The organism is Rheinheimera sp. ATLC3 (genome assembly GCF_059429535.1).
On record NZ_CM182103.1, the window covers coordinates 3,956,992 to 3,978,168 of the forward strand.

General features: G+C 48.9%; 21 protein-coding genes. 11 read left to right on the forward strand and 10 right to left on the reverse strand.

The window, feature by feature from the left end:
- Positions 1-79 precede the first annotated feature (79 nt).
- Positions 80-400: a DUF1840 domain-containing protein gene (locus AC5SV9_RS18445; RefSeq protein WP_475149301.1), complete on the forward strand. Its 321-nt coding sequence runs from the start codon at positions 80-82 to the stop codon at positions 398-400.
- A gap of 34 nt (positions 401-434) precedes the next feature.
- Here AC5SV9_RS18445 and AC5SV9_RS18450 read toward each other — a convergent pair whose 3' ends face one another.
- Genes AC5SV9_RS18450 through AC5SV9_RS18475 form a run of 6 tightly spaced genes read right to left on the reverse strand, consistent with a single transcriptional unit; the run spans position 435 to position 7,568 of the window.
- Positions 435-1,763, reverse strand: coding sequence for a sensor histidine kinase (locus AC5SV9_RS18450; RefSeq protein ID WP_475149303.1), 1,329 nt, complete (start codon positions 1,761-1,763; stop codon positions 435-437).
- Positions 1,744-3,069 carry a sigma-54-dependent transcriptional regulator gene (locus AC5SV9_RS18455; protein ID WP_475149306.1) on the reverse strand — a complete coding sequence of 442 codons (1,326 nt, stop codon included), beginning with the start codon at positions 3,067-3,069 and terminating at the stop codon, positions 1,744-1,746. Before AC5SV9_RS18455 ends, AC5SV9_RS18450 begins: the two co-directional genes overlap by 20 nt.
- A 3-nt stretch (positions 3,070-3,072) precedes the next feature.
- Complete coding sequence (locus AC5SV9_RS18460) at positions 3,073-4,266, reverse strand: FtsX-like permease family protein (protein WP_475149308.1); 1,194 nt, start codon at positions 4,264-4,266, stop codon at positions 3,073-3,075.
- 5 nt (positions 4,267-4,271) lie between these two features.
- Complete coding sequence (locus AC5SV9_RS18465; protein ID WP_475149311.1) at positions 4,272-5,573, reverse strand: ABC transporter permease; 1,302 nt, start codon at positions 5,571-5,573, stop codon at positions 4,272-4,274.
- Between the two features lie 10 nt (positions 5,574-5,583).
- Positions 5,584-6,282, reverse strand: coding sequence for an ABC transporter ATP-binding protein (locus AC5SV9_RS18470; protein WP_475149313.1), 699 nt, complete (start codon positions 6,280-6,282; stop codon positions 5,584-5,586).
- A gap of 17 nt (positions 6,283-6,299) precedes the next feature.
- Positions 6,300-7,568, reverse strand: a complete 1,269-nt coding sequence (locus AC5SV9_RS18475) for an efflux RND transporter periplasmic adaptor subunit (protein WP_475149316.1) — start codon at positions 7,566-7,568, stop codon at positions 6,300-6,302.
- Between the two features lie 241 nt (positions 7,569-7,809).
- On the opposite strand from AC5SV9_RS18475, the gene AC5SV9_RS18480 reads away from it, so the two are divergent.
- The 3 genes from AC5SV9_RS18480 (at position 7,810) to AC5SV9_RS18490 (ending at position 11,056) form a co-directional block, all read left to right on the forward strand.
- Entirely contained in the window at positions 7,810-8,745 is a 936-nt protein-coding gene (locus tag AC5SV9_RS18480) for a DUF3667 domain-containing protein (protein ID WP_475149318.1), read from the forward strand.
- Positions 8,746-8,903: 158 nt separating this feature from the next.
- Positions 8,904-10,058, forward strand: a complete 1,155-nt coding sequence (locus AC5SV9_RS18485) for a glycoside hydrolase family 43 protein (protein ID WP_475149320.1) — start codon at positions 8,904-8,906, stop codon at positions 10,056-10,058.
- Between the two features lie 17 nt (positions 10,059-10,075).
- Positions 10,076-11,056: an alpha/beta hydrolase gene (locus tag AC5SV9_RS18490; RefSeq protein WP_475149323.1), complete on the forward strand. Its 981-nt coding sequence runs from the start codon at positions 10,076-10,078 to the stop codon at positions 11,054-11,056.
- A gap of 14 nt (positions 11,057-11,070) precedes the next feature.
- Here the strand turns inward: AC5SV9_RS18490 and AC5SV9_RS18495 are convergent, their stop codons facing one another.
- Positions 11,071-12,018 (reverse strand): hypothetical protein, encoded by a 948-nt coding sequence (locus AC5SV9_RS18495; protein WP_475149326.1) that lies wholly within the window; start codon positions 12,016-12,018, stop codon positions 11,071-11,073.
- A 168-nt stretch (positions 12,019-12,186) separates the two neighbouring features.
- Here AC5SV9_RS18495 and AC5SV9_RS18500 point away from each other — a divergent pair, with 168 nt between their 5' ends.
- Positions 12,187-12,726 (forward strand): hypothetical protein, encoded by a 540-nt coding sequence (locus AC5SV9_RS18500; RefSeq protein WP_475149328.1) that lies wholly within the window; start codon positions 12,187-12,189, stop codon positions 12,724-12,726.
- Positions 12,727-13,021: 295 nt separating this feature from the next.
- Here the strand turns inward: AC5SV9_RS18500 and gloA are convergent, their stop codons facing one another.
- Both gloA and AC5SV9_RS18510 read right to left on the reverse strand, forming a co-directional pair.
- Positions 13,022-13,429 carry a lactoylglutathione lyase gene (gloA, locus tag AC5SV9_RS18505; RefSeq protein WP_475149331.1) on the reverse strand — a complete coding sequence of 136 codons (408 nt, stop codon included), beginning with the start codon at positions 13,427-13,429 and terminating at the stop codon, positions 13,022-13,024.
- Between the two features lie 58 nt (positions 13,430-13,487).
- Positions 13,488-13,907, reverse strand: coding sequence for a tautomerase family protein (locus AC5SV9_RS18510; RefSeq protein ID WP_475149333.1), 420 nt, complete (start codon positions 13,905-13,907; stop codon positions 13,488-13,490).
- A 127-nt stretch (positions 13,908-14,034) separates the two neighbouring features.
- Here AC5SV9_RS18510 and AC5SV9_RS18515 point away from each other — a divergent pair, with 127 nt between their 5' ends.
- The 6 genes from AC5SV9_RS18515 (at position 14,035) to AC5SV9_RS18540 (ending at position 19,237) form a co-directional block, all read left to right on the forward strand.
- Positions 14,035-14,607: a TetR/AcrR family transcriptional regulator gene (locus tag AC5SV9_RS18515; protein ID WP_475149335.1), complete on the forward strand. Its 573-nt coding sequence runs from the start codon at positions 14,035-14,037 to the stop codon at positions 14,605-14,607.
- An 88-nt stretch (positions 14,608-14,695) separates the two neighbouring features.
- Positions 14,696-15,328 (forward strand): DUF6058 family natural product biosynthesis protein, encoded by a 633-nt coding sequence (locus AC5SV9_RS18520; protein ID WP_475149337.1) that lies wholly within the window; start codon positions 14,696-14,698, stop codon positions 15,326-15,328.
- A 187-nt stretch (positions 15,329-15,515) separates the two neighbouring features.
- The gene (locus tag AC5SV9_RS18525; RefSeq protein ID WP_475149340.1) at positions 15,516-16,073 is read left to right on the forward strand and encodes a dihydrofolate reductase family protein; all 558 of its coding nucleotides are present in this window, start codon (positions 15,516-15,518) and stop codon (positions 16,071-16,073) included.
- A 480-nt stretch (positions 16,074-16,553) separates the two neighbouring features.
- Positions 16,554-17,030: a carboxymuconolactone decarboxylase family protein gene (locus AC5SV9_RS18530; RefSeq protein ID WP_475149342.1), complete on the forward strand. Its 477-nt coding sequence runs from the start codon at positions 16,554-16,556 to the stop codon at positions 17,028-17,030.
- Positions 17,027-17,512 (forward strand): RrF2 family transcriptional regulator, encoded by a 486-nt coding sequence (locus tag AC5SV9_RS18535; RefSeq protein WP_475149344.1) that lies wholly within the window; start codon positions 17,027-17,029, stop codon positions 17,510-17,512. The genes AC5SV9_RS18530 and AC5SV9_RS18535 overlap by 4 nt, the downstream gene beginning before the upstream one ends.
- A gap of 261 nt (positions 17,513-17,773) precedes the next feature.
- On the forward strand, positions 17,774-19,237 hold the full coding sequence (locus AC5SV9_RS18540) for a carbon starvation CstA family protein (RefSeq protein WP_475149346.1): 1,464 nt from the start codon (positions 17,774-17,776) through the stop codon (positions 19,235-19,237).
- A 38-nt stretch (positions 19,238-19,275) separates the two neighbouring features.
- On the opposite strand, the gene AC5SV9_RS18545 is transcribed toward AC5SV9_RS18540, so the two are convergent.
- Positions 19,276-21,150, reverse strand: a complete 1,875-nt coding sequence (locus AC5SV9_RS18545) for a GGDEF domain-containing protein (protein ID WP_475149348.1) — start codon at positions 21,148-21,150, stop codon at positions 19,276-19,278.
- Positions 21,151-21,177: the final 27 nt, after the last annotated feature.

Genomic DNA, 21,177 nt, shown 5'->3' on the forward strand with positions numbered 1-21,177 from the left:
GCATTTAGCGTTATGCTTAAGTTATTGTGCAGCCTAGCAGTAAAACAGGCTAAAGCCTATGCCAACAAATGGAGACAGTATGATTGTAACCTTTAAATCCAAAGCCAGCGGCGATTTGATTTATTTCAAAGATGCCGCCTTAAAGCTGCTTAATTTGATGGGGCGTGACGACAAAGTGCCCTCAGCCCTGTATGCCGAAGATGTGCCAGCAGCGCTGCAACAGTTGCAGCAAGGCCTGGCAGAGATAGCTGAACAAGAAAAAGCCAAAGTGCAGCAGCAAGAAGAAGGGCAGGCCAGCTCTGATGGCAAAAAATACATCAGCCTCAATACCCGGGCCATACCTTTGCTGGAGATGCTGCAAAAGGCTCAGAAAAAGCAGTGTCCGGTATCCTGGGAGTGACACTCAGCTTTCTTGCTGCGCGCTGCAGGCTTGGCTAAAAGCGGTCATGGCGCGGCAGCGTCAGGCTAACCAACAGCCCGCCGGCAGTGTTACGTAAACTGATCGTGCCGCCGTGCGCTTCAATAATATCGCGGCACAACGTCAGACCAATGCCTGAGCCATTCGTTTTACTGGTATAAAACGGTACCAGTGCGTGCTGTAATACATCGTCCGTGATGCCTCCGCCGCCATCCTGAACACAAAGCGTTAACGCCGTATTTTGCTCAAGCAAACGCAAACTGATTTGCTCAGGTGGTGAGCCTGATTCATGGGCGTTTTTCAGTATGTTCAACAACAGCTGGGCCAACTGTTGGCTATCGGCCTGCCACTGAAGCACTGGCAGTTGTCCGAGCAGCTCAAAATCGTACTGATCCTGCAGCTGGTTAATCAGGCGCGGCCAGTTCACCGGTGCCAGTTTAGGCGCCGGCAACTTTGCAAACTGAATGTAGGCTTGTACAAACTGGTTTAAATGCAGGCAGCGTTCACTGATGGTGTCAAATAGCTGACTTAACGCGGCCAGATGTTGCTTGTCGGCCATGGCCTTACCGGAAAACGCCAGCGATGACAAAGGCGCCAGCGTGTTGTTTAACTCATGGCCGATAACTCGCAGCAGTTTTTTCCAGGCGTTTAACTCTTCGCGCTGAATTTCGCGGGTTAGCGGTTTTAATAAATACAGCCAGTGTAGCCTCTGGTTAAGCTGAAACTGGCTGACGGACAAATGCCAGACGCTTTGCTCGGCATTATCCAGCCTTATCAGCCCTTGCTGACGACCTGTCAGTGCCTTATGCAGTTCGGGTTTGTCTGTCGCCACGCTGAACAGCTTACTGCCATCGAAGGCTTTGCCCTGATGCAACAAACGGCGTGCTGCAGGATTACTCATCAGGACAGTATCGGCGGCGTCGGTCAACAGCAGGGCGGTGGGGCTGCTTTGCAGTACGGTATCAAGCAGCAGTTCGCGCTGGTATAACGTAGCTCGCTCACTGCGTAATTGCGCCGACATCTGATTAAGGCTATCAGCCAATGGTTTAAGCTCGTGCACCCGCAGCTGGTTTGCACTGGTGTTAAAACTGCCGTCCTGCAGGTTTTGCGCATGCAGAACCAACGCCTGGATTTCCCGGTGCAGCGGTGCTAAGGCGCGCTGCAGCAGTATTGCCAGTGTGAGAAAAAACACACAGATACCTGCACTTAGCAGGGTATCTGCTCCGAGGTACTGGTGTTGTAGCAGCAGAGCCAGCAAGGTCAGAGCAGCACACAACAGATTAAGCCGGCTTTTGCTGCTCAGTTTGCTAAAACGCAAAACATGATCAGGGCGTTTCAATACCATAGTGCTCCATACGCCGGTACAGTGCCTGGCGGCTGATGCCAAGCTGTTTGGCTGCGCGCGATACTACGCCCCCCGCGAGCTGCAAGGCCTGCTCTAACTGAGTGCGGTCAATATCATCGAGTGAGCGTTTAGAGCTGGCAGCGGTATCCGGTAACCCCAGGTCGGCGCTTTGTATTTCAGCACCGGCACTTAACAGTAGCGCCCGCTGACAGACGTTTTGCAGCTCACGGACATTGCCCGGCCAGCTATACTGCTGCAAAAGCTGTGACGCCTCGCGGCTTAGACTTTTTTTGCCGGACAGAAAGAACTGCGCCAGCGGCAGAATATCATCCGGTCGCGCACACAGCGCCGGCAGCGCTAACTGCACGACATTAATGCGATAATATAAGTCCTGCCGAAATTGTCCTTGCGCGATGGCGTGGGTTAGGTCAGCGTTGGTGGCGCTTATCAGCCTGATATCCGCTTTTCGCGTGACACTGGAACCCAGCCGCTCGTATTCGCCGGTTTGTAATACCCGCAGTAGTTTGGCCTGGCCGGCCAGCGACAGGTTGCCAATTTCATCAAGGAAAACGGTGCCGCCATCTGCTGCCTCAAAACGGCCGATACGGGTTTTACTGGCGCCACTATAGGCACCGGCTTCAGCACCAAACAGCTCTGCTTCCATTAAATCGGCGGGCAGGGCGCCCATGTTCACCTTAATAAAAGCGTTGTGTTTGCGCTCAGAGTTGGCATGCAGCACATTAGCGATGCCTTCTTTTCCGGCGCCATTGGGGCCGGTGATTAACACGCTGGCACTGGACGGTGCTAGCTGCAGCGCCATTTGCAGCAATTGCTGCATCTGGCTGCTGGCAAACACCAGGCCGCATAAGTCTTTACCGGCAAAAGCGGCGAGGCGTTGCTGCTCATTACGCTGCTGCAGTTCAGTCAATTGCTTAAGCTTCAGTGCATTGGCCACGGTTAACAGCAGCCGCTGATCATCCCAGGGTTTGGCTATGTAATCTGTCGCGCCGGCTTTTACCAGCTCGACCACCATTTCCAGCTGGGTCCAGGCGGTCATCAGTACAACAGGAATGGACGGGTACTGCTGGCGCAGTTGGTAAAACAAGGCTTTACCCTGGTCACCGTGCATCTGGCCAGCACTGAAATTCATATCCTGCAGAATGAGATCTGTGTTGTTTTGTGCCAGTATTTGCCAGGCTTGCTCTGGCGTACCGGCACACTCTACCTGATACCCCTGCAGCGTAAACAGGGTCTGCAGGGCCTGGCAGATAGGCTGATTGTCATCAATGACCAGTATTTTCAGCATAGTTTATAAAGCTTTAGTCGCTGTGGCCGGTGATATCCGGGTGGCAATGGCCGCAGGATACCATGTTGCCACTGTCACGCATACCAGCAGGATCAGGCTGGCCAGCAGCGGCAGATACAGATCCAGAGGCGGTATCGTAATCACTTGCGACAAGGCTTTATTTAACAGCAGTGCACAGCCGATCCCGAACAAAGCGCCTATAGCAGTACACAGCCAGTTCTCGCTCAACAGCTCAAGAAAAATCACTTTTTTGCTGGCACCTAACGCACGTTTCACACCAATTTCCTGCTGCCTTTTAAGCGCATGAAAATGTGTACTGCTGTAACTTGATACCATTGTAACCAGCAGCATCAGCGCACTTAATAATGCCAACAATGTTGCCAGGCCATATTCGTTGCGGTATAGCCGCTGATATTGTTCTGCTAAAGTACGAACATGCAGTATTTCAATATTGGGTTCGACGTTACGCAGTACTTTGTCCACTTGTTGACGCACATTTTCCGCCTGTCCTGGTTGCACCCGCAGCAGTATGCCGTAGCCCCAGTCGACACTGTAAGGCGGTGCCACCTGAATATTGTTAAACATAATGTTCGTGCCGTGTCGTTGACCATAAAAATCAGAGATCACCGCTGCCACCCGGCCACGGTTCAGCTGCCGGCCCACTGCTGGTTTACCGGCAAACAGTTTATCGGCCAGGCTTTTGGTGATCACGACATCCGGTTGTACCGGGTTATCCAGTGATACCGAATGCTGTGGCAGCTCGCCCTGCAGCACCTCGCTGTTAAGCACGTTGAAAAAGTCTTTCGATACAAAGTACATCGGTACCGAGGGCTGGTTGGTGCGGTCTTCCTCGCCATCGATATAAACATTGCCGTTGTTACCACCCTGCAAAATAGCCGACTGGTTGGTGTAGGCCGCTGCAATGACACCAGGCATTGCCTGTACCGCATCAAGCTGGCGGTTTAGCAGTTCTTCCAGCGCCGGGTACACCCGCAGTGATGCCATGGTTGGTTTGAGTTGTACCAGCAAGGTATTGTCCATATCCAGGCCGGTAGGCTGGTTAAGCTGCTGGTGAGTTTGCTTGGCCAGCAAAATGCTGTTTAGTAACAGGGCCAGTGTCATTGCCAGTTGTAACAGCAATAAACCGGTTACCACTTTGCGGCTGAACAATACTTTAAAAAGTAGATAAAAAGACATTGTTATTATTCCTTAAGCTGCTGATTGAGTGAGCCAAAAGAGGCGCGTAGCGAAGGGTACAGCGTTACCAGGTAGCTACAGATAACAGCCACAGTCAGCAGGCTTAACAGCAGCGTTAAATCCCAGTTCGAAAACAATCTGTTGGCCGGTAGCAGATTGTTCATCAGCTTGATACCGCCATAACCGGTAAGCAGTGCGCCGCTGATGGTAAACACCGCCATGATCAGCACATCTGCCAGCATTTGCAGCTGTAACTGGCTGCGGCTGGCGCCCAGCGCTCGGCGCAAACTGAATTCATACTGGTTACTCAGATAGCGGTTTAAAGACAGGTGGCTGGCATTAAACAGGCAAACCAGTAAAAACAGTAAGGTTACCAATGCAAAGGCTTTGATATCGCTGCTGTCGCCACCAAAATAGCTGACTATGTCCCGCATCGCGATCAGTTGGTTATTTGGCGCCGATGGATGGCGGCCGGCAGCTTTTTCATCCTGCACCAGATTGGTCATAAACTGGCGGTACGCTTGCTGCTGAGCCGGGGTGTCAAGCTTTACCCAGTACTGTAGTTGGTGCAGCGCACCGGTGCGGCCCTGGGTGCTGAGCTGGCGATAGTCGGTGTCGTCGAACGTTTGTGATTGGCTGTTTGACAGATAATTCATGTCGTAACCGGTTTCCAGCGGCAGGTAGATATCATCTGCCTCGCTTAAGTGATTACGGTTATTGGCATCGTATAACCGCGGCAGCATTTGCCAGTCATCCAATACGGCACTGACGGTAACGTTACGGTCATCCAGCAGCAATTTCTCGCCAACTACGTCGCTTTTGCCAAATAGCTTTTCAGCTGTGGCTTTGGTTAAAATCACTTCCGGCCGTGCGCTGTTATCCGGCCAGATACTGCCGTGCAGTACCGGTACGTCGAACATGGCAAAAAAGTCGCGCTGCGTAATGCGGATACTAACCGGCAGCGGCGTTTGGTCGGCACGCTGGCGCAAATAGCCATCGGCGCTGTACATGGCAGCTGCTTGACTTGGAATGTCTGTTTGGCTTAGCTTTTCAACATTGCTGTAGCTCAGTACTCTTGGGGTTCTGCAGTCTGTGCTGCATTCATACGGCACCAGGTTCAGCATCGGAAAAAACAATTTATCGCTTTTTTCAGGCAGTGGATCGCTGTTTAGCTGGTAGTAAAACGTGGCGTTGGCAAAAAACACCCCCAGGCCAACACTGAGAATAAAAATTGTCAGTGCATACGGCAGCGGTGCACGGCGGATGCTGATCAGGCTGACTTTAAGATAATAAATAAACTGTTCCATTGCCGGCTCCTTAAGCGCTTTGTGCCGAGAGCGGGTCGTATAGCACCGCATCACTGAGCTGGCCGTCGATGATCTGAATATGCCTGCCAGCGCGGCGCGCCTGATCCGGGTCGTGTGTCACCATTAAAATGGTGCAACCCTGTTGATTAATTTGCTCCAGAAGCTCCATAACCTGGCGGGCCATTAATGAATCCAGGTTACCGGTTGGTTCATCTGCCAGCAAAATACGCGGCTGGCCGGCGATAGCACGGGCAATGGCCACCCGTTGCTGCTGACCACCGGACAATTGGCTGGGCAGGTAGCTGCGCCGCGCGTGCAGGCCTACCAGCTCCAACGCCTGTTCAATCCGCTGTTTGCGCTGTGCCGGTTTTAAGCCGCGGTAGCGCAGCGGCAGCTCAATATTATCGTAGATGCTGAAATCTTTAATCAGGTTAAAGCTTTGAAAGATAAAACCTATTTTTTCATTACGCAATTTAGACAGCGCAGCATCAGATAACCCCTTTACCGACTTACCATCCAGCTGGTAGTCGCCTTCGTCAAACTGCTCCAGCGTGCCGAGAATGTTCAGCAGCGTAGATTTGCCAGAACCGGAAGGGCCGGTCAGCGCAGCGAATTCGCCTTCATTAATCTGTAAGCTAATATCGCGCAGGGCATGGGTTTCAATCAGCTCGGTGCGGAAAATTTTACTTAAATTCGTTAGCGTTATCATATTGTTATCCTTAATTTTTAATTTAGATTGACCCGGTTTTGATCTTTAAAGTCGGCTAAATTTGAAATAACCCATTGTTCGCCCTCGCTGGCACCGTCAAGTATTTCTACCCATTGCACTGATAACGCGCCAAGTTCGATGTTTTTGCGTACCGCCTGATTGTCCAGCACCTGATAGGCCTGACGACCGCCGCCAGAGCTGATAAATTCACCACGGGCAATCTTCAGCACATCGGTTTTATGCTCAAGGATGACGCGGGCCGTTAAGCGCTGGCTCTGACGCAGGGCAGTGCTGTCAACATCGTCAAAACGTACCCTGGCACTGACCTGGTTGTTGCGTACTTCAGGGGCGATATAACTGATAGCGCCGTTTAATCGCTGGCTGCCGATGCTCACTTCTACCTGCTGGCCGGGCAGTAAGTCGCGGGCATAGCTTTCCGGCACAGCAAGCTCTGCTTCATAGCGGCTTAAGTCGATTACCGTTAGCAGGGCTTGCCCTGGCAGAACATGGCTTTGCTGTTCAACCAGCCAGTTACCCAGCTGGCCGGTCACCGGCGCTGTGATATTAAGGGCAGTCACTTTACGTTCCAATTCATTAACAACCAGCTGCTGGCGGTGGATATCCTGCGTGCGTGAGCTTTGTTCAAAGCTCAGCTTGTCTTTGGCCAGTTCCACTTTGCGTTTGGCGTGATCAAATTCCAGCTCGGCTTTGGTCAGGTTGTCGGTGGCGATATCAAAATCCAGCTTGCGGATCACACCAAGTTCAATCGACTGCTGTGCGCGCTCAAGCTCGCGCCGGGCCGCCAGCAAATTAACCTGGGCGTTATTCATTACCTGTTCCATATCCAGCTGTTGCTCACGCGCTGCAAGCGCAGCACGTTCTGCTTCAGAGCGCATACCCTCAAGCACCGCCTGCTGTTGCTGCAAGTCATTTTGCAGCGCCGGGCTGCTGATGGTGGCGAGCAAGTCGCCTAAGGTAACGGCTTCACCCGGTTGCTTAAATAACTGCACCTGGCCGGTTTCCTGGCTGTACAGTGTTGGCGCATTGGCGGCAACAATCCGGCCTTGTACGGCGATATCACGCACTAAATCGCCGCGCTGTACTGTGGCAAACTGCATTTGTGAGCGCGGCAGTACTAAGCTGGCGGTTTCGCCAATAGAATTAAAAAAAGCCGCTGCCAGCACTATTACGGTGCCGGCAATAGCGGCGGCAGGGAGAACGCGGCGAAACAGCGTTTTGGGCTGACGCTGAATAATGTTGTCCTGTGTTTCAGTACCCTGGATCATTGTTATTGGTGTCCTTTATGTGTTGCTAAGCTGCAGTGTTATAGCAGTATTAGTGCCAATGTTTAAGTTATTGTTTTTAAGTTAATTATTTTTGTTTTTGGGTGTGTTTGGCAGTGTCCGCGGACACTTTGACTGTCCGCACAGGCTTTGCGGACAACACTTGCCAAAACAACTGCTTAACGTAGAATCGGTCGCATACGGCGCAGTGTCGCAAAACCAATAAATAACGCGGGTGCTTGATATGGATGTAACAGAGCAGAAAACGTGTGATAACTGCCACACCGTCTTACATGGTGCTTTTTGTCATCAGTGTGGGCAGGAGAAGAAGAGTTATATCCGTAATGTCAGTGGTGTAATAACGGAGTTTTTCGGTGAATTCAGTAACTGGGATACCCGGGTCTGGCAGACGCTGATCCCGTTGTGGTTTCGCCCGGGCTTTTTAAGCCGCCGTTATGTTGCCGGTCACCGCGTGCCTTATGTGCCGCCGCTGCGGCTGTACTTGTTTACCTCTATTGTCGCGTTTTTAATCTTTGCCCAACTGGTACCGGAGGTGCCGGTAACGGTTAACCCGGCTACAGAGCAGCTGGAAAATGCCGCCAGCCAGCCTAAAAGCACCTTTTCACAAGTGATGGATGATATTAGGCGCGATATCGAGCAGGAAAAGCAGCAACAGCAAAAGCCATTTGATAGCGAGATTGGGTTTTTATCCGACAGCGCTCAGTCTGAGTTTGATAAAAAGCTGGAAGCGCTGATTGCTAACCCTAAGCTGGCAATTAATAAGTTTTTCAGCCTGGCACCGCAGATGATGTTTTTACTGCTGCCGCTTTTTGCGCTGCTACTGAAGTTGCTGTACATCCGCTCCGATCGTTACTACATGGAGCATTTAATTGTTGCGCTGCACAGCCACAGTTTCATTTTACAAATGTCTGCGCTGTATCTGGGGCTTAACGCTTTATCTGCTGTTGCCAGCTGGCCGTGGCTGGCTGACGTTTGCGGGTTTTTGGCGTCGGTAACGCTTATCTGGATCCCGGTTTATCTGTTTTTATGTCAGAAGTTTTACTACCAGCAAGGCTGGCTGAAAACCGCACTGAAATTCTGGTTAACCAGCTCTTTGTATAACGTGTTATTTGTTGCTGCGATCATGGGGCTGATTATTTTAAGTATTTTGTGGTCGTAACACATCTGACTCGTGGCGCCAGCCATGAACAGCTGTGGGTACCTGACAAATAAGATAAGTTTATTAAACAGTTTCGTAATAGGCTGGGCGTTCCGTTAGGGCAAAAATTTTAACAAACTGTCAGTTAGTTGATTTTTATGACCCCGGGATGCCATTTAATGCTGACAGCGACAAGCGTAATAAACATTAAACGCCGTTTTACGTATATAATTTTGCTCATCACTGTTACCGCTGTTTGCGCCTGTAGCAAAGTGCCGGCGCCGCGTCCGGACAGCAATATAACGGCAGCGGATACCACCGCGCCTTCCCACTTTGATAACCCCATTATTAAATACGACACCCAGGACCCGACAAACGAAGTAGGGGCTTTTATCTATACTGCAGACCCGGCAGTTATGGTGACAGATGATACGGTATATCTGTATAGCACACATGATGAACAGCATGCAGAGGGTAAAGATTACCGCATGTACGACTACCGGCTCTGGACCAGCAAAGACATGATCAGCTGGCAAAATAACGGTGCTGTGTTCAAAGCTGCGGATTTTAGCTGGGCCCGTACCGATGAAAAAGCCGGTAACGCTTACGCGCATCATGTTATTGAGCACAAAGACAAATCAGGTAAGGCCCGCTATTACTTTTATGCCGCGGTTGAAGGCGGCCAAACCGGTGGGCAATTTGGCTTTTCCATTGGTGTAGCGGTAGCGGATAACCCGCAAGGCCCGTTTACAGACCCGCGTGGCATGCCGATGATTTTGCTTGAAGATACTGCACAGTATAAAGACCATAGCTGGCGCAATATCGACCCGGCGGTGTTTATTGATGATGATGGCCGCGCTTACCTTTACTGGGGCAATAAGCAGCTATGGTGGGTGGAGCTTGAGCCCGATCTGGTACACCTCAAAGGCGAAAACTACACGCTGGATGCGGACGGGAAGATGCAAAACCGCAGTACCGCCCAGGTCGATATTCATACCGTTGACACCTTACCCAATTTTGAAGAAGCCCCCTATGTATCAAAGCATAACGGTATTTACTATTTGCTGTATGCGGCGGGTTTTCCGGAAAGTATTGCCTATGCCACCAGTAACTCTGCCACAGGGCCCTGGCAGTACCGGGGTATTATTCTGCCGCCACTGCCTGGCACCACCACTATTCACCCGGCGATGTTTGATTTTAAAGGCAACACTTATCTTGCGTATCACAGCGCCGATCTTCCGGGTGGCGGCAGTTACCGCAGATCAGTCAGTGTAGACAGAGTGTACTTTAATGACGACGGCAGCCTGAAACCCATAGTACGCACCACTAAATAGAAAAGGATACTGTTGGTATGAAAGTGACTAAAAAAGGCCCTGGTAAGCATTTATTTGAACTGCCCGGCGTAAAATGTAACGTGCTTAACCTGGTCGTGCTGCTAACCGTGTGTTTATTTGCCGTACCCGCGTCAGCGCAGCCGGACGATAGCATGACAGTGATTGTTACACCTGAGCAGGCAGATGCAATCGAAATTGGTACCGGGCCGCTGCCTGGCGCTCAGGTGCAGGAAGCGTGGCATTCACAGTATGGCAGCCGGTTTGCGCGTAATGTTACGGTGGCCACGCTAACGCCTTTTTTGCCTGAGCCGGCAATGGCCAGTGGCGCTGCGGTTATCGTGGCACCCGGTGGTGGTTTTCGTACCCTGTCAATGGAAAACGAAGGTTGGGATGTGGCCCGGGCGCTTGCCAAACAGGGCATTGCCGCCTTTGTGCTGAAGTACCGTTTAAACCAAACCCCGTCGGAGATGGCGGCATTTAAGCGGGCAATGGAGCAGATGTTCGCAAACACCGGGCGCAAGGCACCGCAGCTTGAACCTGAACAGATGAGGAAACAACTTGCCGTGCAGCTTGAAGATTCCAACGCTGCATTCGCGTTAATCCGCCGCCGTGCAGCTGAGTGGAAAATCGACCCGGACCGCATCGGCATGCTGGGTTTCTCGGCCGGCGCCATGTTAACGATGGCCACTGCGCTTACCGGCGAGGAGGCAAAGCCTGCTTTTATTGGCAATATTTATGGCCCCATTACTGCAGTAACGGTGCCGGCTGATGCACCACCTTTATTTGTCGCGCTGGCAGCCGATGATCCGTTTTTTGCCAGCAGTCAATTTGGCCTGATTGAAAGCTGGCAGGCAGCGAAAAAGCCAGTGGAGTTTCATTTTTATGAGCAGGGCGGTCATGGCTTTGGCATGTACCCTAAACAGACGACCAGTACCGGTTGGTTTAATGCGTTCGTTAGCTGGTTAACGATGCATGGCATGCTTAAGCATACAGAGTAGTAACCCGGCAGGGATTATTGTTTGGCAGAAGCTGGACCAGCCGCCAGTTCAGCAAGTTCTTTTTCTGCCGCCAGCGCGTCGTAAACGACCTGATGCGGCGCTCTTAGCTTGGTTTTATCCAGCGCCAGCAGGTGATTAACCGCCTGCTGATATTTACCGCTTTGCCAGCTTATTTCCGCCATTCTGAGCTGATAAATCGCTTTATTGGTGTCGTCACTGTCATCCTGCATATAGGGTATTGCTTGTTGGTAATTCGCATAGGCAGTGTCATATTGCTGTAGCAACTGTTGCGTGCGTGCCAGGTTACCTAAAGCGACGATGATTTTTCCGCTATGGCCCAGCTGTAGTGCAGCAGCAACAGCCTGCTCTCTAAAGCTCGCGGCCGCAACCAGCTGGTTATTAATGTGTTCTATCAGCGCTTTGTTTGAGTACCATTCAAACCAGAACAGCGGGTCTTTGTTCTTGCTAAAGTGTGCAGCCGCGTCATTAAGAATGGCGTCGGCTTTATCGTATTCGTGCAGTGAGTAGTGCAGGTTAGCCAGCTCTACCAGCCGTAGTGGTGTGCCGAAGGTATCAAATGCACCCTGCAGCATGCTAAGTGCCAGGCCAGCGTAGCGGCGGGCAGGCTCTGTGTCACCCTCACTGTACAGCACTTTGGCATGATAAAAGTAAAGCTGAGCGGCAAAACTGCCGGGCACAGACTGTCGTTTAAGCAATTGTTCGGTTTGCAGTTTTAGCGCAGCAAACTGTTGTTTATCAAACAGGTAATCAAGTTCGTACGATTTTACTTTGAACCAGCTGACAGAGGCAGGCGGCAGGGCAGTCAGCTGTTGCCTGATATATGACAGGCAAGGTTGTTCAGTTACCTTGCTGCAAAACAGCTCGTGATCACTGATATGCTCGGCACTGTTTACATTAAATGTACACAGGGTTAAACCGATAAATAAAGTCGTACTGCGCATGCCGGCTCATCCTGATCTGCTGTAAAGGCTATCGTTACATATGCGTCTGGCTTACTTTACATCAGTCATCACTAAAATACAGCCAGATTAAAAAAGCTTTAACCGCAACAGTAATACTATTTTTGCCTGCTATTTTTATTGCTACAGCAGCAGCCTAAGGGGCAGAACATGGCGCAATTACTGGATGTAATTATCGGCAGTTTTCTGGGAAGCAGTGTGGTAACAGCGTTACTGGGTGTGCTGTTTTTACGCCGCAATAAAACTATTGAAACACAGATTGAAGCTCAGTTTAGCCAAGGGCTGAAAGTGTTTGAATCTACCCGCAGCTGGAAAGAGCAGGCGCTGGCAGAACTATTTGGCCCGCTACAAATGCAGCTGGAGCGCACCAAACGCGCGTTTGAACGTTGGGACAATAAAAACCTGCATTTGGAAGCCGAGGTTATTCAAAAAGGCAATATCGCCATCCGCGATTTACTGCTGGCCAAAGGCCATCTAATCCCCGCGCAGCTAATGGCGCATGCTATAGCACTGATAGAGCACTACGACGCCTGGATAGAAGCCTACAACCGTATTCGAAACGACACCGCACTCACCGCCAACACCGACTTCGTCTTCGTCGGCCCGGCAGGTTATCCATTTCCCGCTGAAGCAGAGCAGGCGTTTAAAGCGCAGTTTAAACTGCTGCAGCATGAGTTGTATGGGGTTTGAGGCCGGTGTTTATATACAGTGTTATTTGAGATGTCAGGCAACTTTGGTCAGATATCCCGTTAACATTGCACATAAGCGAATTGCGGGTTTTATTTACATGCTATAAATTAGGTACTTACGTTTGAAGGGTGCAGAAATATAATGCACAGCGTCAGAAATATAAGGCACGCTCGTTTTGCCGGATTGGAAAAACGAAAACCTGAGAAATATCGTCATTTTACAACGACATGTTAATGGTTGTTTCCTCTGTCGGAAATGAAGCAACGAGCATGCACAATAATAAAATGTTAGGCTTTTACGTAGCCTCAATCAGCTCGATGCTGTAACCATCTGGATCTTCAATAAATGCAATCATTTCTCTGTCGTCAAATTTCATTTTACCAGGTTCTCTTGTTATTTTGACGCCAATTTCTTTTAGTGAATGGCAAAATTGATGAATATCGGTTACCGCGAAAGCTAGATGTCCAAAAGCATCACCCTTTTCATATTTTCTCTCATTCCAGTTATGAGTCAATTCAATTACAGTAGAGGTTGATTCTTTTTCAAATCCCAAGAATGTAAGTGTGAATTGTCCTTCTGGGTAGTCAATCTTCCTTAGGATTTTTAGACCAAATAATTCGGTATAGAAAGCGAGTGAACGCTCAAGCTCACTAACTCGAAGCATCACGTGTAAGAATTGAACCACTTGATTAGCATTTTTCATATTCCTTCCCCAGAAAACGCCCTTTAGCCAGAGCAGACTAAAGGGCTTAGGTTGCAAATTAGCCGGCCTGTTGTATTACTTTACCAAGCTCCTCATTTGTGTAGGCTTTACCAGCAATACCCCAAAGTCCTTCAACGGCATAAACGGCATTTACCCATATCGATTCCTTGGGAAGTTTTTCCTCTGTATGAGTAAGCACGATATCGGTGACTTCTCGAACGAATTTATCTTTTTGTGCTTGAGTGCCAAACGTGAATGAGGGAACTCGTAGTTCAACGATAGCTAGAGGAGACGGCTTTAACCCTGAAAAAGTTAGTTCGCTATCCATGAATACCACCTCCCCAACAATGTTTGGCAGCATGAATCGATTACCACTGATTTGGTGAGTATCTAGAAAAGCCTGACCAACTGCTTGATGCATCTTTTGAGCGGCTTCCTTAGTAATGAGTCCTTCAGTGATAATGATTTGAATTGGCATGTTATTTCTCCATAAATTAATTAGTAGAATTTAATGTGTAGTGATCACTATGTTTAGTATATATAGTGGTCGCTATTTATTTCAAGTTAAATATAATGATCGATATCTATAATTTCGAGGTGGGCTAATGAGAGCTTCAAAAGAGCATATGGAAAAGACACGCAACCATATACTGAAGTCTTCGGAACAGGGCTTCCGTGAAGAGGGGTACAGTGGCTTGGGGATCAACGGTCTCGCAAAACGAGCTGGAATGACGTCTGGCGCTTTTTATGGTCACTTTTCTTCAAAAGGCCAAGCATTTTATGAGGTTATCGAGAAGGGAATGAATGACTATATTGATACACTCATTCAGCTAGAGGAACAGTATCAAGATGATTGGCCCCAACAGTTTTTGGATTTCTATTTGAGCTTAGATCATACGGATGATCTCGGGCATAGCTGTGTTGTTCCGGCACTTTCAGCAGATGTAATGCGGTCAGATGAAGACACAAAGAAGTTGTTTTCAGAGAAGCTTGAGCAGATTGTGGTTCAAATGAGCTCGGGTTTAGTTGGGAGAGATAAAGTCGGTGCATGGGCTTTGGTATCGCTACTGGCGGGCAGTGTGATGATCGCACGGTGCAGCTCGTCTCGAAATCAAGCTAAGGAAATACTAGAGTCTGCACGTACTTTGGCAAACTCTATTGTTTGCAAAGAAAAGTGAGCATAACAAATCAATCAACTTCGCGTCTTCGGCGCCGGACGCAGGAAAGCTGCACCGGTTATTGAGGCGTTAGACTTTGGAGGAAGCAATGTTGTTAAGTGAGTATCTGCAAAAGCATTTCATTGATAAGTCTGCATTTGCGTCGATGGTCGGAATTTCGCCAGATCGCCTTGATCAGCTTATAGCAGCTGAAGCAATACCAAGTTCTACCTATATCTGTGAGGGAAGCTCGGTTCGATCCGCAGCATTTGGCGCGACTGAAATTAGTGAGAGCTTGATAGGAGAGTACTTCCGGCCTGAGTGCGTGCGCTGGGCCAGAATTGCAGCCCAATCGGCTTCCGGATCTGAGCGCGCAGCTGTTGTTGAGACGCTGACAAAGGAACTTCGTAGCGCCCTGCAGGACTATCTGGAAGATTCGATGGTTGTTGAGAAAAAGATTCAAAGCTTCCTCCCTCATTTCTGGAACGGCACTTTTGGATTGTGTGTCGCAGACCCATCCTCTGGTATTGGTATCGTGAGAAAGGAGATGCTTCAGGAAAAGTTGACGATACTCACAGCGGACGGGAATAAGCCATCCGCTGTTGGTTTCTCCAAGGAAGATCTGCTCCAACTCATTGATGACTACGCAAGCTCCTCAATGCCTTTCTCGCCTGCCGAGTATGAGCGCAGCAGCAGAAAGCGGCTTGTTGATGATTTGCGGCCAATGGTAGCCAAAGCCTAACAATACGACGCCAAAGGCGGCGCGCTTGCTGTTGGCGTTAGGCGTGTCTAGTGTTTTAGGGGAAGTCCAGTATAAGCAACTCTTTGAGTTCAAGACACCGAAAAGCATCGCCTAACCCTGGCTCAAGAGCCGTTGCATGCGGCTTAGCTTGAACGTTTGGCGAATAAAATTAGCAGGTATATAAACAATGAAAACGCAATATTATACAGCTACAAGTCTTGATGGATTTCTCGCGACTGAGGATGATTCTCTTGATTGGCTTTTCCCTCTTGGGGATCTTAACAATTCCAGCTATCCAGAATTCATACGTGAAGTAGGCGCCCTGACGATGGGATCAGCAACCTATGAATGGATGGTGCGCCATGCTGAGCAGGTAGCTAAAGAGACGGGCTCACCATGGCCTTACAACCAACCAGCATGGATATTTTCAAGTCGTAAGCTGCCCGGGATTGATGGCGCAGATATCCATTTTGCAAATGGAGATGTACATCAAATTCATCGAGAAATGAGAAGTGCGGCTAAAGACAAAAATATTTGGATTGTAGGTGGCGGCGACCTGGCAGGCCAGTTCTATGACGCAGGCCTACTGGATGAGATTATTGTTCAAATTGGCTCTGCCACCCTTGGTAAAGGCAAACCCCTTTTTCCGCGCTGTGTTTTAAGCCCAACACTCCAGCTTGTTTCCGTTCGCCAGTTAGGCATAGGTATGGCTGAACTACGTTATGAAGTGAATAAAAGTGTTTAGGGTATATGAGCCTAACACATATGCGCCTTCCTGGAGTTAATAGGTAAAACCGCTATTCTGGCTGCGTTAGCGGCCAGGCTTTTGCTCATCAGCAAGACAGATTGCTTTATTTTTCATCATAGTTGCCAGGCGATAGCTTGCAACAAACACATATTGGGTCTCTTTTACTCCATTCTCAATCAGCACCTGCTCATTCCAGCATCCTTACTGGCAAGACAGAGGCGCTAGACACTTATCGGTAAACCCATTGCTATCACTATTAAATGCACTGGTTTAAAGGCCTGTTAGGTTCAAAAGCAGCACAGGTGCGAATGTTAATGCGTGGCAGCAAGCCAGTTATTCAAACCGCTGGCTATAGCAGTGTGCTACAAGGTGGATAGTTCATCTTGTTGACTTTAACTTTATCTCGGATAATAATTGTCCGTAATTGAGGCTGATAACTGGTAAGCCTCGATATGACTCTCATAAAAGGAACAAAAAATGCAAAGACTTGACTATTTTTCTTTAGCTATGCCTACATTTCAGCACTTGGGCGGGCTCGATCAATATTGCAAAAAAAGTTCTATGGATCAGACGATAATGCGGCTTGTTCAGATATACGCTTCTCAACTTAACGGCTGTGCGTTCTGTGTAGATATCCATTGTAAAGAAGCTAAAATTGCTGGTGAGCGTGAATTAAGAATTTACCACGTGGCAACGTGGCAAGATTCGCCACTTTTCAATGAGAAGGAAAAGCTCGCATTTGAATGGACAAAAGCCGTCACGTTGATCAATCAAGGCCCGGTATCAGATGAATTATTCGAGAGAATGCAGCAGCATTTTAGTGATCAGGAAATTGTCGATTTAAATATGCAAATTGGCTTTATAAATCTTTTCAATCGCTTTGCTGCGACATTTAAATCGGTGCCAGGTGATAGAGACAAAGTCTTGGGGCTAGGGAGAGCGAATCTTTCATGATTCTAGGCAATCAGGTCGAATGGGCACTTCACTGTGTAATGATTTTAGCAACAGTTCCAAAAGGCAAGCTGCTGAGTTCCCGGACGCTTGCCGAGTTTCACGGTGTTCCGAAAGACTACTTGTCGAAATGCTTGCAGATGCTATCTAATGCCGGGCTGGTAAGTACTACGTCTGGGCCTCACGGCGGTTACAGCTTAGCAAAGTCGCCCAATGACATTTCATTTCTAGATGTGGTCGAGGCGGTTGAAGGAAAAAAAAAGACTTTCAAATGCAATGAAATCCGTAGAAACAATCCTTGTTTGGCTAAAGTCGATAGAAAATTTTCAGATCTGTGTGCTATTGCAGCTGTTATGTATGATGCCGACGAAGCTTGGAGAATGGTACTTCGAAATAGAAAACTTTCTGATATTACTGAGAATCTGGCAGCAGGAGTTAGTAGAGAATCGATGTCTAACTTAGTTCGATGGATTGATGAGAATTAGGCGGCAAACAAAGCTCTGCTAAACATATTATGCAAAGTGCATATTCCGCTTCAGTCGTCTTTCTTGTTGCGACAGTACGTGGGGGGAAATACAAAATGGCGTTTTACCAAGCGAATGCACGCCAATCGTTATCCGTCACTTCGACTATAGGCTAGTATTACCGTAAATATTTCCATGCTAAGCTGCGGCGCCCTACATAATATTGCATAACTCTGCGTTGATGCAGGTTGGCAAACTATAAAACAACGAGGAATCTGCGTAATGCTAATATTCTTTATCAGTATCGCCATACTCTTACTTGGCTATAAACTGTACAGCCCGTTTGTTGAAAAACAAGCTGCCATAGATCCTAGCGCTGTCACGCCTCAAGAGCGTCTGCATGATGGTGTTGATTATGTCGCCATCCATCCTGTAAAAGCATTCCTCATTCAGTTTCTGAATGTAGCGGGGGTAGGGCCAATTTTCGGTCCTATTTTAGGTGCTGTATATGGCCCTGTTGCACTAGTGTGGATTGTAATAGGTAACGTTGTCGGCGGAGCTGTACACGATTACTTCTCTGGTGTAATGAGCTTAAAAGAAGATGGTAAGAGCTTACCTGAAATAGCCGGCCATTATTACAATGTGATTTTTAAAGGCTTCATGCTGATTTTTACTGCGATGTTGCTGTTCTTCGTTGGCGTCGTTTTTATCATGAGCCCGGCAGGCTTACTGAGTAACCTATCTTTCTTTGAAGGTACGATTCTGGCGGGTAATACCTTTTGGGTATTGGTGATTCTGGCCTATTACTTTTTAGCGACGTTGTTACCCATTGATAAAATCATCACTAAGTTATACCCAATGTTTGGTGCGTTAATGATTGTGATGACCAGCCTTATTGCCATTTCAATTCTGTTGGAAGCGCCACATTTACCACAGGTAAACGATATCTTTGCTTACTTTGACTCGCACGAACACCATGACTTTTTAACACCTAACCCCGATGGCGCGCCTATTTGGCCGTTACTGTTCCTGACGATTACATGTGGTGCCATCAGTGGCTTCCATTCTACTCAGTCACCGATGATTGCCAGATGCCTTACTAATGAAAAGTATGCGCGCCCGGTATTTTATGGCGCCATGATGTGTGAAGGTATCGTGGCCTGTGTTTGGGCCTTAGCCGGTATTTCAGCTTTCCCGGGCGGCTATGTTGAGTTAAAAGCGATGTTAGCGCAGGGTGGCCCGGGCTTAGTGGTTAACCATATTGCGAACAGTTACCTTGGCGTGTTCGGTGGCGTAATGGCAATACTGGCTGTTGCTATATTCCCTATCACATCAGGTGACACCGCGTTTCGTTCTTTACGGCTAACCATTATGGACGCGTTTAATATTTCGCAGACCACATTGCACCGCTTGCTGTTAGCAGTGCCGCTGCTGGGTATTGCTTATTTAATGACGTTCCTGGATTTCTCTCTAATCTGGCGGTATTTCGCGTTCTCCAACATGCTGTTGTCTACCAGCGTGCTTTGGCTGGCAACTAAATACCTGTTTGACCGCGGTACTTTTCACTGGATTGCCAGTATTCCTGCGGTAATTGGTACGGCAATTACAGTGGCGTATATTGCCACGGCGGGTATTGGTTTTAACCTGCCAGCTACTTACAGCAAGCCTATTGGTGTAGCGGTCGCCGTGTTGGTGCTTATCGGTTTATTTGTTGCGCACCAAAAACGTACACCAGCGCACGCCTAACGTTAACAGAATTAAAAAAGGCCGTTTTACGGCCTTTTTTATTGCGCAAAAACTACTTTGTTTCTGCCCTGTGCTTTGGCCTGATACAACGCTTTATCCGCTCTTGACAGGCTGCTGTTTAGCGCTTCCGGCGCCTGATACTGGCTGATGCCTATACTGCAGGTGACGGCTAAATTGTCATAGCCGGTAAAGGCAATCGCTGCTATCGCCTGACGCAGCCGTTCGGCAATGGCTTCTGCCTGCTGGGCATTGGCATCAGGCAATACGATTAAAAACTCTTCACCGCCGGTGCGGCCTAATCGGTCTTGTTCACGCAACATAGCACAGACGATGATACACATTTGTTGCAGCACTATATCGCCGGCGTCATGGCCAAAGCAGTCATTGACCTGCTTAAAATGGTCCAGATCGAGGATCAGAAAACTCAGCTCTGTCTTGGTATCAATTGCCTTTATCCGCTCCTGCTCAGCCTGCATCATAATACGCCGCCGGTTAGCAACATTGGTCAGCTCATCTGTCATGGCAAGGCGGTGCAGGCGCTGGTTACGCTTTTTCAGCGAGATAGCGAACGCCAATAAAATGACCAGCATCAGTACAATAAGTACCAGAGCCGCGTATTGCCAGCGCTGTGCCAGTTGTAATGCGCTGACATGCTGCTCAACCAGCTGTTTCTCCGCTTTTAGCTGGGTATTACGCTCTTGCTGGCGGACAGAATCAAACTGTACCCGTAATAAATTACTTTGTTGCTCGCGGGCTTTTTGCTGCTGGATCTGCGTTTGCTCTAGATATTGGTTTAACAATGCATAGGCTTCATCGTACTGTTTAGTACCCGCGAGCGCTGCTGCCTTGGCTTTGTAAAGCATCAGCAAATAGCGTGGGTTGCCATCTGCGCTAAGTGCGGTTTCAGCAAGGGCAAATTGCTGCAATGCTTCCGGCACCTGCTGCAGGGCCAGCAAGGTCTCGCCGTGATACATCGCCAGCAAGCCGCGGTAAGTTGCAACAGAGGACATATCATAAGTTTGCAGCGTATCCAGCTCGCTTTGCGCCTCCTTTGCCAGTGTTATCGCAATGTCGTAACGCTTAAGCAAATTGTTAATCCATACCAGATTCACTTTGGTAAAGGTGCGCCACATTGGCTCTTTTAACTGCTGATACACTGTCATCGACTGTTCAAACAACTGCAGTGCCTGCTGATACTGGCCAAGTTCAGCGTAGGAAAAGGCTTTTTCATGCATGATTAGCGCATGTCGGAACTGCTCATCCGGCGAGTTAAACTCCTGCTCGGCCTGTTCGATGTAATTCAGTGCGTCTTGGTAAAGCCCCATCCGACGGTAGGTGGCAGCGATGGATAATACTAAATCACTGATGTAGGGTTTATAGCCTAAACCACGCTGCAACTGATAGGCGGTAAGATAATGCTGCATGGCATCAGCGTAATTGCCCTCATAAGAGGCTATGCTGCCAAGCAGACTGAGGCTGATAGCTATGCTGAGCGGGTTCTCGCTGTCACTTGCAGCCTGATAACCCAACTGCGCGTTTTGCTCTGCCTGCTGCGCTTGTCCAAGTTGGCTGAACAGGTAATAACGGCAAACGTAGTAATCTGCCAACGCTGCACTGTCACCGCGTGCTTTGGCGGCAGCAAGTTGGGCATCACTGTATTCAATACCTTTTTGCGGTTGGTCAAAAAAGCCCAGCATGCAGCGCATTCTGTCAAAGATATTACGCCGTACCGGGTCATTGGCAGGCAGTGTGGTTTCTAATTCTTGTAAGGTGGTTTGAAAGTCGGTCAGGCTGAAAAAATAACGCTGACCGCTTTCAATCTGGTGTACCAGCTCATCAAACTGCTCAGGCGTTGCATGCGCGCAACTACAGCAAAGTACAGTCAGTGCACAGAAAAGCCGCTTAATTGCCATACATCGCCTTCATTACATGCTGCCTGT

Coding starts and splice junctions, on each gene's coding strand:
- AC5SV9_RS18540 (WP_475149346.1), top strand. CDS start 17,774: ATGCTAATATTCTTTATCAGTATCGCCATACTCTTACTTGGCTATAAA.
- AC5SV9_RS18475 (WP_475149316.1), bottom strand. CDS start 7,568: ATGATCCAGGGTACTGAAACACAGGACAACATTATTCAGCGTCAGCCC.
- AC5SV9_RS18465 (WP_475149311.1), bottom strand. CDS start 5,573: ATGGAACAGTTTATTTATTATCTTAAAGTCAGCCTGATCAGCATCCGC.
- AC5SV9_RS18490 (WP_475149323.1), top strand. CDS start 10,076: ATGAAAGTGACTAAAAAAGGCCCTGGTAAGCATTTATTTGAACTGCCC.
- gloA (WP_475149331.1), bottom strand. CDS start 13,429: ATGAAAAATGCTAATCAAGTGGTTCAATTCTTACACGTGATGCTTCGA.
- AC5SV9_RS18515 (WP_475149335.1), top strand. CDS start 14,035: ATGAGAGCTTCAAAAGAGCATATGGAAAAGACACGCAACCATATACTG.
- AC5SV9_RS18480 (WP_475149318.1), top strand. CDS start 7,810: ATGGATGTAACAGAGCAGAAAACGTGTGATAACTGCCACACCGTCTTA.
- AC5SV9_RS18455 (WP_475149306.1), bottom strand. CDS start 3,069: ATGCTGAAAATACTGGTCATTGATGACAATCAGCCTATCTGCCAGGCC.
- AC5SV9_RS18535 (WP_475149344.1), top strand. CDS start 17,027: ATGATTCTAGGCAATCAGGTCGAATGGGCACTTCACTGTGTAATGATT.
- AC5SV9_RS18520 (WP_475149337.1), top strand. CDS start 14,696: ATGTTGTTAAGTGAGTATCTGCAAAAGCATTTCATTGATAAGTCTGCA.
- AC5SV9_RS18545 (WP_475149348.1), bottom strand. CDS start 21,150: ATGGCAATTAAGCGGCTTTTCTGTGCACTGACTGTACTTTGCTGTAGT.
- AC5SV9_RS18495 (WP_475149326.1), bottom strand. CDS start 12,018: ATGCGCAGTACGACTTTATTTATCGGTTTAACCCTGTGTACATTTAAT.
- AC5SV9_RS18500 (WP_475149328.1), top strand. CDS start 12,187: ATGGCGCAATTACTGGATGTAATTATCGGCAGTTTTCTGGGAAGCAGT.
- AC5SV9_RS18530 (WP_475149342.1), top strand. CDS start 16,554: ATGCAAAGACTTGACTATTTTTCTTTAGCTATGCCTACATTTCAGCAC.
- AC5SV9_RS18445 (WP_475149301.1), top strand. CDS start 80: ATGATTGTAACCTTTAAATCCAAAGCCAGCGGCGATTTGATTTATTTC.
- AC5SV9_RS18525 (WP_475149340.1), top strand. CDS start 15,516: ATGAAAACGCAATATTATACAGCTACAAGTCTTGATGGATTTCTCGCG.
- AC5SV9_RS18470 (WP_475149313.1), bottom strand. CDS start 6,282: ATGATAACGCTAACGAATTTAAGTAAAATTTTCCGCACCGAGCTGATT.
- AC5SV9_RS18510 (WP_475149333.1), bottom strand. CDS start 13,907: ATGCCAATTCAAATCATTATCACTGAAGGACTCATTACTAAGGAAGCC.
- AC5SV9_RS18485 (WP_475149320.1), top strand. CDS start 8,904: ATGCTGACAGCGACAAGCGTAATAAACATTAAACGCCGTTTTACGTAT.
- AC5SV9_RS18450 (WP_475149303.1), bottom strand. CDS start 1,763: ATGGTATTGAAACGCCCTGATCATGTTTTGCGTTTTAGCAAACTGAGC.
- AC5SV9_RS18460 (WP_475149308.1), bottom strand. CDS start 4,266: ATGTCTTTTTATCTACTTTTTAAAGTATTGTTCAGCCGCAAAGTGGTA.